Here is a 12724-nt window from a genome sequence, read left to right on the forward strand (position 1 = left end):
GTGGGTGGCATCCGGGATCAGAAAGCGGGGAGGCCGAGCACCTCGTCGGGGTGCTCGTGGATCAGGTACGCGTCGAGGGTGGCCGAGCGGTGGCGGCGCGAGACCTTCTCGATCTCGCCGAGCGGGGCGCCGTTCTCGATGAGCACGAGGATGTTCTCGTGCTCGCGCACCGACTCCGCGGCGCGGCCCGGGACGAAGCTGAAGGTGGAGTCGCGCAGGTGCCCGAGTCGTGTCCACTCGGCCTCGACGAGCTCGAGCATGCGCGGGTTGGCGCACTTCTCGAACAGGATCGCGTGGAACTCCTGGTTCAGCGCGGTGAAGGCGCGGGGGTCGAAGTGCTCGAGCGTCTCGACCATGAGCTCGTTGACCCGGCGGGCGCGGCGCACGTCGTCGGCGGTGAGCGAGCGGGCCGACAGGGCCGTCGCCGCCCCCTCGAGCAGGCTGAGGGCCTGCATGCTGAAGCGGTAGGCGGTGTCGTCGACCATCGACACGCGTGCGCCGACGTTGCGCTCGAACATCACCAGACCCTCGGCCTCGAGCTGACGGATCGCCTCGCGCACGGGGACGACGCTCATGTCGAGCTCGCCGGCGATCGAGCCGAGCACCAGGCGGTAGCCGGGGGTGAAGTCCTGCGAGGCGATGCGTTGCTTGATCCAGTGGTAGGCCTGCTGCGACTTGCTCCTGCCCGTGGTGACGTCGCTCATCGGGCGGTCTCGCTTCGGTAGCGGGCGCGCCATTCCGCGTTCATGGGGAACAGGCCGTTGATCGGGTGCCCGGATGCCACCTGCTCGGCGATCCACGCGTCTTCGGCCTCTTGCGCGAGGGCAGCGTCGACCACCTCTTCGGCGATCGCGGGCGGGATGACGATCACGCCGTCGCCGTCGCCGACGAGGATGTCGCCGGGCTCGACGGTCGTGCCGCCGCAGCCCACGGCCACGTCGGTCTCCCACGGCACATGGCGGCGACCGAGGACGGCCGGGTGCGCCCCGGCCGTGAAGACGGGGATACCCACCGCGGCCACGGCTTCGGCGTCGCGGACCCCGCCGTCGGTGACGATCGCTGCGGCCCCGCGGACGTGCGCGCGGATCGCGAGGATGTCGCCGAGCGTGCCCGAGCCGGTCTCGCCGCGGGCCTCGATGACGATGACCTCGCCCTCGCCGACGGCGTCGAACGCGCGCTTCTGCGCGTTCTGACCGCCGCCGTACGCGGCGAAGAGGTCTTCGCGGTGGGGGACGAAGCGCAGCGTCCGCGCGGTGCCGACGAAGCGGCTGCCGGGGGTGAGCGGGTGCACGCCGTCGATGGTGACGTCGTTGAGGCCGCGCTTGCGCAATTGCCCGCTGAGAGCGGCGACCGGGACGCTATCGAGCTTGGCGCGCAGGGCGGGATCGAGCGTCGACGTCGCGGCATCCGTCGCCGTTCCTCCGGTTCCCGCGCCGTCGCCGGTGCGGGGTGCCGCGGCATCCGTCACCAGGACAGGGGATGCGACGGGAACAGGCTGATTCGCCGGATTCTGGCCTGTTCCGGTGACATCTCCTGTTTTCGAGGCGGCGGAGGCCGCCTCGGCCGAGCCCCACGCCTCGGTGCGCTGCGTGTCGTCGGCGGAGGGGAGCGAACCGATCGCGGCGTCGAAGGGCTGCCGGCCCTGAACCACGACGGTGCGGAGTCGACCGGTCGAGAGGGGGCCGGCATCCACCTGCACCTCGACGACGTCGCCCGGCACGACGACCGAGGATCCCGCGGGGGTGCCGGTGAGGATCACGTCGCCCGTCTCGAGGGTGAAGTGCTGCGAGAGGTCGGCGACGATCTGGGCGAGCGAGAAGATGAGGCCCGCGGTGGAGTCGTCCTGCACGAGGTCGCCGTTCACCCACGTGCGCAGGCGCAGGTCGGCGGGATCGACCTCGCGGGCGCCGATGAGCGCCGGGCCGAGCGGGGTGTAGCCGTCGCCGCCCTTGGAGCGGACGTTCGAGCCCTTGTCGTTCGCGCGCAGGTCGTACAGGCCGAAATCGTTGGCGGCGGTGACGGATGCCACGTGCTCCCACGCGGCATCCGGGGTCACCCATCGGGCGGGTGCGCCGATGACGAGCGCGATCTCCCCCTCGAAGGCGAGCAGCTCGGTTCCGGCGGGGCGGACGATCTCGGCGCCCGACGGGGCCAGCGAGCTCGACGGCTTGAAGAAGTAGGAGGGGGCGGCCGGTCGGCGGCCGCGCTGATCGGCGCGCGAGGCGTACGAGAGGTGGACGGCCACGATCTTTCCCGGGCGCGCGCCGAGGGTGGCGAACCGGGGGTCGGTGTCGGTCATGGAGGCTCCCTTGCGTCGTATTTGAAATCGTATACGATCCACGGGCGCCGGGCAAGCATTCCCTGTCCGGGGTGTGCCGGGCTCCGGAGTCTTCGGGCGACGTGGGTGCCGCGGGCGGTTCCGGGAGGAGCGGACGACGGATTTTCCGGAGCGCGGCACGGATGCGCGGCGGTCCGCGTGGGCGGGCCGCGTCGGCGGGCCGCGTCGGCGGTCTGCGTCGGCCGTCCGCGTCGGCGGTCCGCGTCGGCGGGCCGCACCGACGGTCGCCGGGTCTGGAGCCGTGCGGGCGGCGGCGTCGGGGAGCGCCCGTGCCCGGCTCCGGAACGGGGCGCGCGCAGCGGCTTCCGGCGCGGGCGGCGAAGCCCATCGCGTCGACTTCTCCGGAGCCCGGCACGCCGGTGACGCGTCAGCGCGCCGCGATCTCCTCCCAGAAGGGCGCGACGACCGCAGCGCTCACCCGCAGGTCCAGCAGCAGGAAGAGGCGGTCCGACTCCGGACGGGCGACCCAGGATGCCAGGGCCTCGAGGTCATCGACCGACTCGACGACCACGCCCTCAGCGCCGAACCCCCGCGCGACGGCCGCGAAGTCGACCTGGGGGATGAGCATGGGGTCGGGGTGCAGGCCCTTGATGCCGTAGTTGAGCACCTCGGCGCCGTACTGCGCGTCGTTCCACACCACCGCGATTCCGCGCCCGCCGGCCACGCGGATCGCCGTCTCGAGGTCGGCGAGGGCCATCAGCCCGCCCCCGTCGCCCGTGCTCAGCACGATCGCGGAGTCGGGACGGGCGACCGCGGCGCCTGGGACGCTCGGAAAGCCCAGGCCGATCGACTGGTACGCGGTGCCCACCATGAGCATGCGGTCGGGGGATTCGACCGGCCAGTACATGTTCGACCAGCCCATGAAGTGGCCGCCGTCGTGCACGACGACGCGGTCCGCGGGCAACAGCTCGGCCAGGCGCGCCGCCGCCGTGCGGGGATCGAGACGGCCGTCGGGACCGAGGCCCTGCCCGGCGGGCTGCTGCCGCGCGGCCGCGAGGTCGAGCCCGTTCCCCCAGGTCGAGGCGGCAGCGCCGCGCGCGCGCAGACGGTCAGCGATCGCGGTCGCCACGTCGGCGGCGTCCCCTCGGACGTAGCCGCTGACGTTCGGGTGCGTCGCCGTGGGCGCGAGGTCGACCTGGAAGACGCGCGCGCCCGGGGCGAACAGCTCGCCGAAGCGCATCGTGAACTGGTTGAGCCCCGCGCCGAAGACGACGGCGACATCGGCTTCTGCGACGAGACGCATCGCGCCCGGCGCGCCGAAGCCGCCCGCGACGCCGAGGTCGCGCGAGCGGTCCGAGAACAGTCCCCGGCCCAGGGCGCTCGTGGTGGTCAGGGCTCCCGTGAGCGAGGCGAGGTCGTCGAGGGCCTCGCCCGCGCCGGCCAGCCAGGCGCCGCGACCGCCGAGCAGCACGGGACGCTCGGCCGCCGCGAGCGCGTCGGCGATCCGGTCGATGACCGCCTCGGCGTGTGCGCCCAGAGGGGGGTGCTCGGGGGTCACCCGTACCGCGGCGCCGGGGGCCTCGGCATCCGGGATCGGTCCCGCCTCGCGGGTCGCGACGTCGTACGGGATGCCGACGACGACCGGCAGTCGGTAGGTGAGGGCGTGCTCGATGGCGATGACGATGGTCGCGGCGGCGTCGCGGTGACCCACGGTGTAGGTGCGGGCGCCGACGGCGGCGGCCAGGGCGATCTGGTCGACGCCCCAGGGGCGGGGGCCCGAGGTGGGCTCGTCGCCGACGATCAGCACGAGCGGCGTGCGCGCCTGCACCGCCTCGGCGAGGGCCGTCAGCGTGTTGGTGAAGCCGGCGCCGTAGGTGGCGGTCGCGGCGGCGAGCCGTCCGCACGCGCGGTAGTGCGCATCGGCGGCGACCACGCCGGCGGCCTCGTGCCGCACGGCGACGAAGCCCGACGCGGTGTCGCGGCCGAGGGCGTCGAGGAAGTAGGCGTTGCCGTTGCCCATGACGCCGAAAACGGTGTCGATGTGGTGGGCGAGGGTGTGCGCGACGTGCGCGGAGACGGTGGGCATGACGAACGGGGCCTTTCGAGACGGAGACGGAGGGATGCCGTATGTGTCTCGCGGATGCCCGCTACGTGCCCTTTTTTCGAGCAGCGACGCACGACCTCGTGCGCCTGACGGGTTCGAGTATAGGGGCCCGACTCGCCGGGATCCGTCGTCAGCCGAGCCGCGAGGGCGACAGATGCCGGCGACTCGTGCGGGGAGGGGTTACAGGGTGGACTGGATGGCCTCGGCCGCGGCGGTCAGTCTGGCCGCGATCGCGGGGTCGGCGAAATCGGTCGCCACGTGCACGGCGGCGACGGCCGCGGGCTCGCGCCCCCGCACGACCAGCGGCACCGCCACCGCGCGCAGCGTGGGAACGACCTCGTCGTGACTCGTCGCCCAGCCGCGTTCGGCGGCGTCGGCGACCTCGGCGGCGAGTCGCGCGTCGACGTCGTCGGGCCATCGCCGCGGCGGCAGCTGCGCGAGGATCGCCCGTCCGGGGGCTCCCCGGGTGATCGGATGCCGCGCCCCCGGCCGCTGCGCCACTGCCGTGACGGCATGTCGCGGCTCGACGCTGGTGAGGGTCACGCATTCGTCGTGATCGAGCACCACGAGGAAGCACGTCATGCCCAGGTCGTTCGCGGCGGCGGTGAGTTCGGGCAGGGCCTCGGCCTGCAGGTCGGCGGCGACTCCCGCGGCCAGCGCGGCGAGCCCCGTTCCCAGTCGCACCGCGCCCGCGGCATCCCTCGTCACCAGCCCGTGGTCCTCGAGGGTGCGCAGCAGTCGGTACGCCACCGAGCGATGCAGCTCGATGCGGGCGGCGAGGTCGTCGATCGACAGGGGTGCGCGGGCGTCGGCGAGCTCTTCGAGAAGGCGGATGCCGCGGCTGAGGGTCTGCGAGGCGGGGGCGGAGTCTTGCCGCGACGGCATGGGTCGGTTAGCCTCTCGTTCGATAGCTGAACGCTTCGTTCGAATATAGAACGACAGGCGCCGCGGCACAACCCGACATCGACGTCAGGAGAGACGATGCAGTTCCACCACCACGGCTACGTCTCGGGCGATCCGCGCGTGCAGAACGCCGCGGGCACGGGCCTCGACCGGCCCGAGCGCCTGCCCGACGAGGTCGACGTGCTCATCGTGGGCTCCGGACCCGCCGGCATGCTGCTGGCCGCGCAGCTGTCGCAGTTCCCCCAGCTCACGACGCGCCTCATCGAGAAGCGCGACGGCCGTCTCGCGCTGGGCCAGGCCGACGGCATCCAGCCCCGCAGCGTCGAGACCTTCCAGGCGTTCGGCTTCGCGGACCGCATCACCGCCGAGGCCTACAACATCGGCTGGATGAACTTCTGGGCCCCCGACCCCGAGAATCCCGACCGCATCGTCCGCACCAGCCGCACCGAGGACTACGGCTTCAAGATCAGCGAGTTCCCCCACCTCATCGTCAACCAGGCGCGCGTGCTGGACTACTTCGCCGAGGCCGCCTTGCACGGCCCGGCGCGCATCGCCCCCGACTACGGCGTCGAGTTCCTCGACCTCGACGTGCGCGACGACCACGTGGACGTGCGGGTGCGGACGGCCGAGGGCGAGCGCACCGTGCGCGCGCGGTACGTCGTCGGGTGCGACGGTGCCCGCAGCGGCGTGCGTCGGGCGATCGGCCGCACCCACGTCGGCGCCGCGGCCCGGCACGCGTGGGGCGTGATGGACGTGCTGGTCGAGACCGACTTCCCCGACTGGCGCATCAAGTGCGCGATCAACGCCGCCGCGGGGAACATCCTGCACATCCCGCGCGAGGGCGGTTATCTGAGTCGCATGTACATCGACCTCGGTGAAGTGGCCGCGGACGACGACCACCGCGTGCGGCAGACCCCGATCGACGAGGTGATCCGCCGGGCGAACGAGATCCTGCATCCGTACTCGATCGACGTGAAACAGGTCGCCTGGCACAGCGTGTACGAGGTGGGGCACCGGGTGACCGACCAGTTCGTCGACGACCTCGACAGCCCGCGTGTCTTCCTCACCGGCGACGCCTGCCACACCCACAGCGCCAAGGCCGGGCAGGGCATGAACGTCTCGATGCAGGACGGCTTCAACCTCGGGTGGAAGCTCGGCCACGTGCTCACCGGGCTCGCCCCGGCCGCGCTGCTGCGCACCTACGACGAGGAGCGTCGCCCCGTCGCCCAGCAGCTCATCGACTTCGACCGGGAGTGGTCGTCGCTCATGGCGCGCAAGCCCGGCGAGATCACCGACCCCGCCGAACTCGCCACCTACTACCTGGCCACGGCGGAGTTCCCGTCCGGGTTCGGGACGCACTACGCCCCCTCGCGGATCGTCGCGGCCGACGCGGCGCAGCAGCTGGCATCCGGATTCCCCGTCGGCAAACGCTTCCACAGCGTCGAGGTCGTGCGGGTGTGCGACGGCAACGCCGTGCACCTCGGCCATCACGCGAGAGCCGACGGTCGCTGGCGCGTGTATGCCTTCGCGGATGCCGACGGCTCGGCCCTCGCGTCGTGGGCGGCCGCGGCGCGCGGGGTCGTGGAACGCTTCACCCCCGAGGGTGCCGACCTCGACGCCGTCTTCGACGTCAAGGCGATCTTCCCCGGACGGTGGGAGGACGTCGTCGACGTGCCCGCGCTGTTCCGGCCGCGGTCCGGGCCACTGGGTCTGACCGACCTCGAGAAGGTGTTCGCCGCCGCCCCCTCGGCGTGGACGCACAGCGACATCTTCGCCGAGCGGGGGATCGGCGACAGCGGCGCGGTGGTGGTGGTCCGCCCCGACCAGTACGTCGCCACCGTGCTGCCCCTGACCGACCCCGCCGCTCTCGAGGGCTTCCTCGCCGGGGTGATGCGGGCGCCGGCCGCCCTCGCCGCACGCTGAGGTCGCGGCATCCGCCCTCTCTCCTCGCCGTGCCGCCCGCGAAGGTCGCGGCATCCGCCCCCTCCCTCCGCCGATAAACGCCATTCGTGTCGAGAAACGCGGGCGCACCGCGTTTCTGCGCACGGATCGCGTTTATCGGAGGGGGATGCCGCGGCGCGGCGCGGCACGGCACGGCACGGCGCGGCGGCGTGGCGGCGCGGCACGGCGCGGCACGGCACGGCGCGGCACGGCGGCCGGGCGGCGGCGAGCCACGGCCATCCACGCACCTGCCGTCGCGGTGATCGCACCGCCCGTGTTGTACACGTCGTATATCGGCACCGCCCATCGCCGCGAGAAGAATGGGCGCAGACACCGCATCGATCCAGGAGGATTCATGACCGATTCGCGCGAGAGCGAGCTGCTGGCATCCGTACCCACCGGCCTGCTGATCAACGGGGAGTGGCGCGCGGCCGAGGGCGGCAAGACCGTCGCCGTGAACGACCCCTCCACCGGTGAGGTCATTCACGAGATCGCCGACGCGAGCATCGACGACGGTGTCGCGGCGATGGATGCCGCCGCCGACGCGTTCCCGTCGTGGGCGGCGACCCCCTCGCGCGAGCGCGCCGAGATCCTGCGCCGGGCATTCGACCTGCTGCAGGAGCGCAAAGAGGACATCGCGCTGCTCATGACCCTCGAGATGGGAAAGCCCCTCGCCGAGGCGCGCGGCGAGGTCGGCTACGGCGGCGAGTTCCTGCGCTGGTTCAGCGAGGTCACCGCCCACACCCAGGGCCGTTACGGCGCGAATCCCGAGGGCACCGGGCGCATGATCGTGTCGCAGCACCCCGTGGGTCCCTGCTACCTGATCACCCCGTGGAACTTCCCGCTCGCGATGGCCACCCGCAAGATCGCGCCCGCGCTCGCCGCCGGCTGCACCGTCGTGATCAAGCCCGCGACGCTGACCCCCCTCACGACCCTGTTCTTCGCGCAGATCCTGCAGGATGCCGGCCTCCCCGCCGGCGTCGTCAACGTCGTCACCACGACCAACACCGGCCCCGTGTCCGAGCGCATCATCTCGGACCCGCGCCTGCGCAAGCTCTCGTTCACGGGTTCGACCCCCGTCGGCGTGAAGCTGCTGCAGCAGGCCGCCCCCGGGGTGCTGCGGACCTCGATGGAGCTCGGCGGAAACGCCCCCTTCGTCGTCTTCGAGGACGCCGATATGGACAAGGCCGTCGAGGGCGCGATGCTCGCCAAGTTCCGCAACATCGGCCAGGCCTGCACCGCGGCCAACCGCTTCATCGTCCAGCGCAGCGTGGTCGAGGAGTTCACCCGCCGGGTCACCGAGCGCGTGCAGGGCCTGAAGATCGGCCGCGGCACCGAGGATGGCGTGCAGATCGGCCCCCTGATCGACGACCGCGCGGTCGACAAGGCCAAGACCCTTGTCGGGGATGCCGTCGAGCGCGGCGCCACGGTGACCACCGGCGGCTCGCCCGTCGACGGCCCCGGAACCTTCTTCGAGCCGACCGTGGTATCGGACGTGCAGCCGGGCAGCGACATCCTGCGCGAGGAGATCTTCGGACCGGTGCTCGCGATCGTCCCCTTCGACGACGAGGACGACGCCGTGCGCATCGCCAACGACACCGAGTACGGCCTGGTCTCGTACGTCTTCACCGAGTCGCTCGCGCGCGGTCAGCGCATGATCGACAAGCTCGAGACCGGGATGATGGGCCTGAACGTCGGCGTCGTCTCCAACGCCGCGGCGCCCTTCGGCGGCTGGAAGCAGTCCGGCCTCGGCCGCGAGGGCGGCGACGAGGGCATCCACGAGTACATGCAGACGAAGTACACGCTGACGGCCAATCCCTACGCGTAAGACACCGGATGCCACGACCCCGGCGCCCCACGAGGGCCCGGGGTCGTGGCATCCGTCGTTCCGTCCCCCGCGCGCGAGTCGTCAGAGCTTGTCGCCCCCGGCCCGCGCTGAGCGACGAGGGCGACTCACGCGGGTGCGGCGTCAGCCGTCGGCGTGGCGGTCGAGGAACGCGAAGACCTCGGCGTCGTCGACACCGGGGAACATGCCGCGCGGCAGCGGCGAGAACATGTGCCGGTGCACGCGTGCGCTGGGCCATGCCTTGCCCTGCCAGCGCGCGGCGGCCTCGGTGTCGGGGCGTCGGCAGCAGGACTCGTCGGGGCAGTGCGAGATGCCGCGCGTCACGGTCTCGCGGCCGCGGAACCAGCGCGCGTCGTCGAACGGCACGCCCACGGTGATCGAGAAATCACCGTCGCTCGTGGTCCCGGTCTGCGTGGAGCACCAGAACGTCCCCGCCGGGGTGTCGGTGTACTGGTAGTGCTCGGTGGTGCGGTTGTGCTCCGAGAAGGCGGAGCGCGCCGAGAACTTCTTGCACACGATCTGCCCCTCGACGCTGCCGGTGACGTCGGTGGGCAGCGGCAGCCCGTCGTTCTCGTAGACGCGCGAGATGGCTCCGTCGCCGTCCACGCGCAGGAAGTGCAGATGGATGCCGAGGTGCGTCGTCATCAGATTGGTCATGCGCATCGCGGCGGCCTCGTGGGTCACGCCGAACGCGTCGCGGAAGTCCTCGACCGCGAGGTTGCGATCCTTCTTCGCCTGCGCGAGGAAGGCGACCGAGCTCGTCTCGGGCATGAGGCAGCAGGCGGCGTAGTAGTTGATCTCGAGGCGCTGCTGCAGGAAGTCGGCGTAGTCGGTCGGCGGGCGGTGACCGAGCAGGCGGTGCGCCATCGCCTGCAGCGCCATCGAGCGCAGGCCGTGACCGCCGGGGATCGAGGCGGGAGGAAGGTAGATGCGGCCGTTCTCGAGGTCGGTCACCGACCGCGCCGAGTGCGGCAGGTCGCTGACGTAGATGAGCTCGAAGCCCAGCTGCTGGGCCATGATGCTGACGGTGCGGTGAGTGAGGGCGCCGGTCGAGTGGCCGGCGGCCTTGAGCTGCTTCTCGGCGAGGCGCTCGATGTCGGGCAGGTGGTTGGCGATGCCGCGCATGCGCAGGCGCAGCTCGGTGTTGGCGCGGCGCGCTTCTTCGGGACTGGCGATGGTCGCGCGCTCGCGGCGCTGCAGTTCGCGGTGCAGGCCCAGGACGGCCTCGATGGTGTCGTCGCTGGTGCCCTTGCTGACCTTGACCGGGGGGATGCCGAGCTGGCGGAAGAACGGGCTGGTCTGCGCCTTCTCGAGCTCGATCTCGAGGGCGGCGCGGCGGTTGGGGGGTTCTTGAGAGAGCAGCTCGGCGACCTCGGTCTCGGTCGCGCGGGCGATCTCCTGCAGGAGCGACAGCTTAGGTTCGCGTTTGCCGTTCTCGATCAGGCTCAGCTGGCTGCCGGCGACGCCCACCAGGGCGCCGAGCTCATCGAGGGTGTAGCCCCGCGCGAGGCGGTGATGCCGGATGCGGTGGCCCAGGGTGGTGAGTTCGAAGGACGACGCCATTCCTTGACCATATCGAAAGATTCGGACTTCTTACACGGGTGAACCCTCGAAAGAGACGGTCGAATGCCCGCACCATGGGGGAAGACCACCGAATTGACTCCCCACCGAGGAGAACGACATGGCACTCGCCGACATCTTCACGTCCCGCACCACCGGCCGCGCCGCCGCGGCTCCCGCCGCCCCCGTCAGCCCCGGTTACGGCGTGAAGCCGGCCGTCGAGGGTCCGGGTCTGGCCGCTCTCACCGCCTGGGTCGACGAGGTCGCCGCCCTCACGCAGCCCGACCGCATCCACTGGGTCGACGGCTCGGCCGCCGAGAACGACGCGCTGCTGCGCGAGATGGTCGACGAGGGCAAGCTCATCAAGCTCAACCCCGAGTGGCGTCCCGGCTCGTACCTGGCCCGCTCGCACCCCGGCGACGTGGCCCGCCTCGAGTCGCGCACCTACATCGCCTCGGAGCGCGAAGAGGATGCCGGACCCACGAACAACTGGATCGCCCCCGCCGAGATCCGCGAGACGCTGAACGGCGTCTTCGAGGGCTCGATGCGCGGACGCACGATGTACGTCGTGCCGTTCTCGATGGGAGCGGTCGGCGGCCCGCTCAGCCACATCGGCGTGCAGATCACCGACAGCGCCTACGCCGTGGCATCCATCGGCGTGATGACCCGCGTCGGCACCGCCGTCACCGAGCGGATCGCGGCGGGTGCGCCGTGGGTCAAGACGGTGCACTCGGTCGGAGCGCCGCTGGCCCCGGGCGAGGCGGACGTCGCCTGGCCGTGCAACGACGAGAAGTACATCGTCCACTTCCCCGACACTCTCGAGGTCTGGTCGTTCGGCTCGGGCTACGGCGGCAACGCGATCCTGGCGAAGAAGTGCTTCGCCCTGCGCATCGCCTCGGTCATCGGTCGCGACGAGGGCTGGCTCGCCGAGCACATGCTGCTCATCCGCGTGATCGACCCGGCGGGCAAGGCCTACCACGTCGCCGCCGCGTTCCCCTCGGCGTGCGGAAAGACCAACCTCGCGATGCTCCGCCCCACCATCCCCGGCTGGCGCGTCGAGACCCTCGGCGACGACATCACCTGGATCCGCCCGGGCGAGGACGGACGCCTGTGGGCGATCAACCCCGAGGCCGGCTTCTTCGGCGTCGCACCCGGTACGGGCGAGTCGACCAACGTCACTGCGATCGAAACGCTGTGGGGCAACACGATCTTCACGAACGTCGCCCTGCGTCCCGACGGCGACGTGTGGTGGGAGGGGCTCACCGACGAGGCTCCGCCGCAGCTCATCGACTGGGAGGGCAAGCCCTGGACGCCCGCGTCGGGTCGGCCCGCCGCGCACCCCAACTCGCGCTTCACCGTCGGTGCCGCGCAGTGCCCCCAGATCGCCGAGGACTGGGAGGCCCCCGAGGGCGTTCCGCTCGACGTGATCCTGTTCGGCGGTCGCCGCGCCACGAACGTCCCGCTCGTGCTCGAGGCGACGGACTGGTCGCACGGCGTCTTCCTCGGATCGACCGTGTCGAGCGAGAAGACCGCGGCGCAAGAGGGCACGGTCGGCGAGCTGCGCCGCGACCCGTTCGCGATGCTGCCGTTCTGCGGATACAACATGGGCGACTACTTCGGCCACTGGCTCGAGGTCGGCCAGAAGCTGCGCTTCGACCGCGCGCCCCGCATCTTCCAGGTCAACTGGTTCCGCAAGGGCGACGACGGCCGGTTCCTGTGGCCCGGGTTCGGCGACAATGCGCGCGTCATCGACTGGATCATCCGCCGTGTGGATGGACAGGTGGATGCCGTGGACAGCCCCATCGGACGCCTGCCCCGCGTCGAGGACCTCGAGCTGTCGGGCCTCGACCTGCCGGCGGCCGACCTCGACGAGCTGTTCTCGATCGACCGCGACTCGTGGCTCGCCGAGGCCGATCTGACCGAGGAGTTCTACGACACCTTCGGAACCCACCTGCCGGCCGCCCTGCGTGCCGAGCTCGCGTCGCTGCGGTACCGCCTCACGCGCGACTGACCGCTCCCGCTCCGCCCGCCGTGTCGCGGGTGGGGCGGGCCGTGACTCGACGCCCCTCCCGTTCTTGGCGCGCGGGAGGGG

General features: G+C 71.8%; 8 protein-coding genes. 3 read left to right on the top strand and 5 right to left on the bottom strand.

Translation table 11 applies throughout. The annotated features are described in order from the left end of the window. Nucleotides 1–17: 17 nt before the first annotated feature. The 4 genes from DBR36_RS04930 to DBR36_RS04945 form a co-directional block, all read right to left on the bottom strand. Nucleotides 18–704 carry a GntR family transcriptional regulator gene (locus DBR36_RS04930; RefSeq protein ID WP_108317830.1) on the bottom strand — a complete coding sequence of 229 codons (687 nt, stop codon included), beginning with the start codon at nucleotides 702–704 and terminating at the stop codon, nucleotides 18–20. Beyond that, nucleotides 701–2299: a fumarylacetoacetate hydrolase family protein gene (locus DBR36_RS04935; protein WP_108317831.1), complete on the bottom strand. Its 1599-nt coding sequence runs from the start codon at nucleotides 2297–2299 to the stop codon at nucleotides 701–703. Before DBR36_RS04935 ends, DBR36_RS04930 begins: the two co-directional genes overlap by 4 nt. 406 nt (nucleotides 2300–2705) lie before the next feature. Next, entirely contained in the window at nucleotides 2706–4364 is a 1659-nt protein-coding gene (locus DBR36_RS04940; RefSeq protein ID WP_108317832.1) for a thiamine pyrophosphate-binding protein, read from the bottom strand. A gap of 198 nt (nucleotides 4365–4562) precedes the next feature. Next, nucleotides 4563–5267 (bottom strand): IclR family transcriptional regulator, encoded by a 705-nt coding sequence (locus DBR36_RS04945; protein WP_108317833.1) that lies wholly within the window; start codon nucleotides 5265–5267, stop codon nucleotides 4563–4565. A 96-nt stretch (nucleotides 5268–5363) separates the two neighbouring features. On the opposite strand from DBR36_RS04945, the gene DBR36_RS04950 reads away from it, so the two are divergent. Beyond that, entirely contained in the window at nucleotides 5364–7208 is a 1845-nt protein-coding gene (locus DBR36_RS04950) for an FAD-dependent monooxygenase (RefSeq protein ID WP_108317834.1), read from the top strand. 373 nt (nucleotides 7209–7581) lie between these two features. After that, nucleotides 7582–9054: an NAD-dependent succinate-semialdehyde dehydrogenase gene (locus tag DBR36_RS04955; protein WP_108317835.1), complete on the top strand. Its 1473-nt coding sequence runs from the start codon at nucleotides 7582–7584 to the stop codon at nucleotides 9052–9054. Between the two features lie 141 nt (nucleotides 9055–9195). Here DBR36_RS04955 and DBR36_RS04960 read toward each other — a convergent pair whose 3' ends face one another. Beyond that, entirely contained in the window at nucleotides 9196–10635 is a 1440-nt protein-coding gene (locus DBR36_RS04960; protein ID WP_108317836.1) for a helix-turn-helix transcriptional regulator, read from the bottom strand. A gap of 118 nt (nucleotides 10636–10753) precedes the next feature. On the opposite strand from DBR36_RS04960, the gene DBR36_RS04965 reads away from it, so the two are divergent. After that, nucleotides 10754–12643 carry a phosphoenolpyruvate carboxykinase (GTP) gene (locus tag DBR36_RS04965; protein WP_181373483.1) on the top strand — a complete coding sequence of 630 codons (1890 nt, stop codon included), beginning with the start codon at nucleotides 10754–10756 and terminating at the stop codon, nucleotides 12641–12643. Nucleotides 12644–12724 lie beyond the last annotated feature (81 nt).

The organism is Microbacterium sp. HMWF026 (assembly GCF_003061325.1).
In the GTDB taxonomy this organism is placed as follows: domain Bacteria; phylum Actinomycetota; class Actinomycetes; order Actinomycetales; family Microbacteriaceae; genus Microbacterium; species Microbacterium testaceum_E.

Coding starts and splice junctions, on each gene's coding strand:
- DBR36_RS04930 (WP_108317830.1), bottom strand. CDS start 704: ATGAGCGACGTCACCACGGGCAGGAGCAAGTCGCAGCAGGCCTACCAC.
- DBR36_RS04935 (WP_108317831.1), bottom strand. CDS start 2,299: ATGACCGACACCGACCCCCGGTTCGCCACCCTCGGCGCGCGCCCGGGA.
- DBR36_RS04940 (WP_108317832.1), bottom strand. CDS start 4,364: ATGCCCACCGTCTCCGCGCACGTCGCGCACACCCTCGCCCACCACATC.
- DBR36_RS04945 (WP_108317833.1), bottom strand. CDS start 5,267: ATGCCGTCGCGGCAAGACTCCGCCCCCGCCTCGCAGACCCTCAGCCGC.
- DBR36_RS04950 (WP_108317834.1), top strand. CDS start 5,364: ATGCAGTTCCACCACCACGGCTACGTCTCGGGCGATCCGCGCGTGCAG.
- DBR36_RS04955 (WP_108317835.1), top strand. CDS start 7,582: ATGACCGATTCGCGCGAGAGCGAGCTGCTGGCATCCGTACCCACCGGC.
- DBR36_RS04960 (WP_108317836.1), bottom strand. CDS start 10,635: ATGGCGTCGTCCTTCGAACTCACCACCCTGGGCCACCGCATCCGGCAT.
- DBR36_RS04965 (WP_181373483.1), top strand. CDS start 10,754: ATGGCACTCGCCGACATCTTCACGTCCCGCACCACCGGCCGCGCCGCC.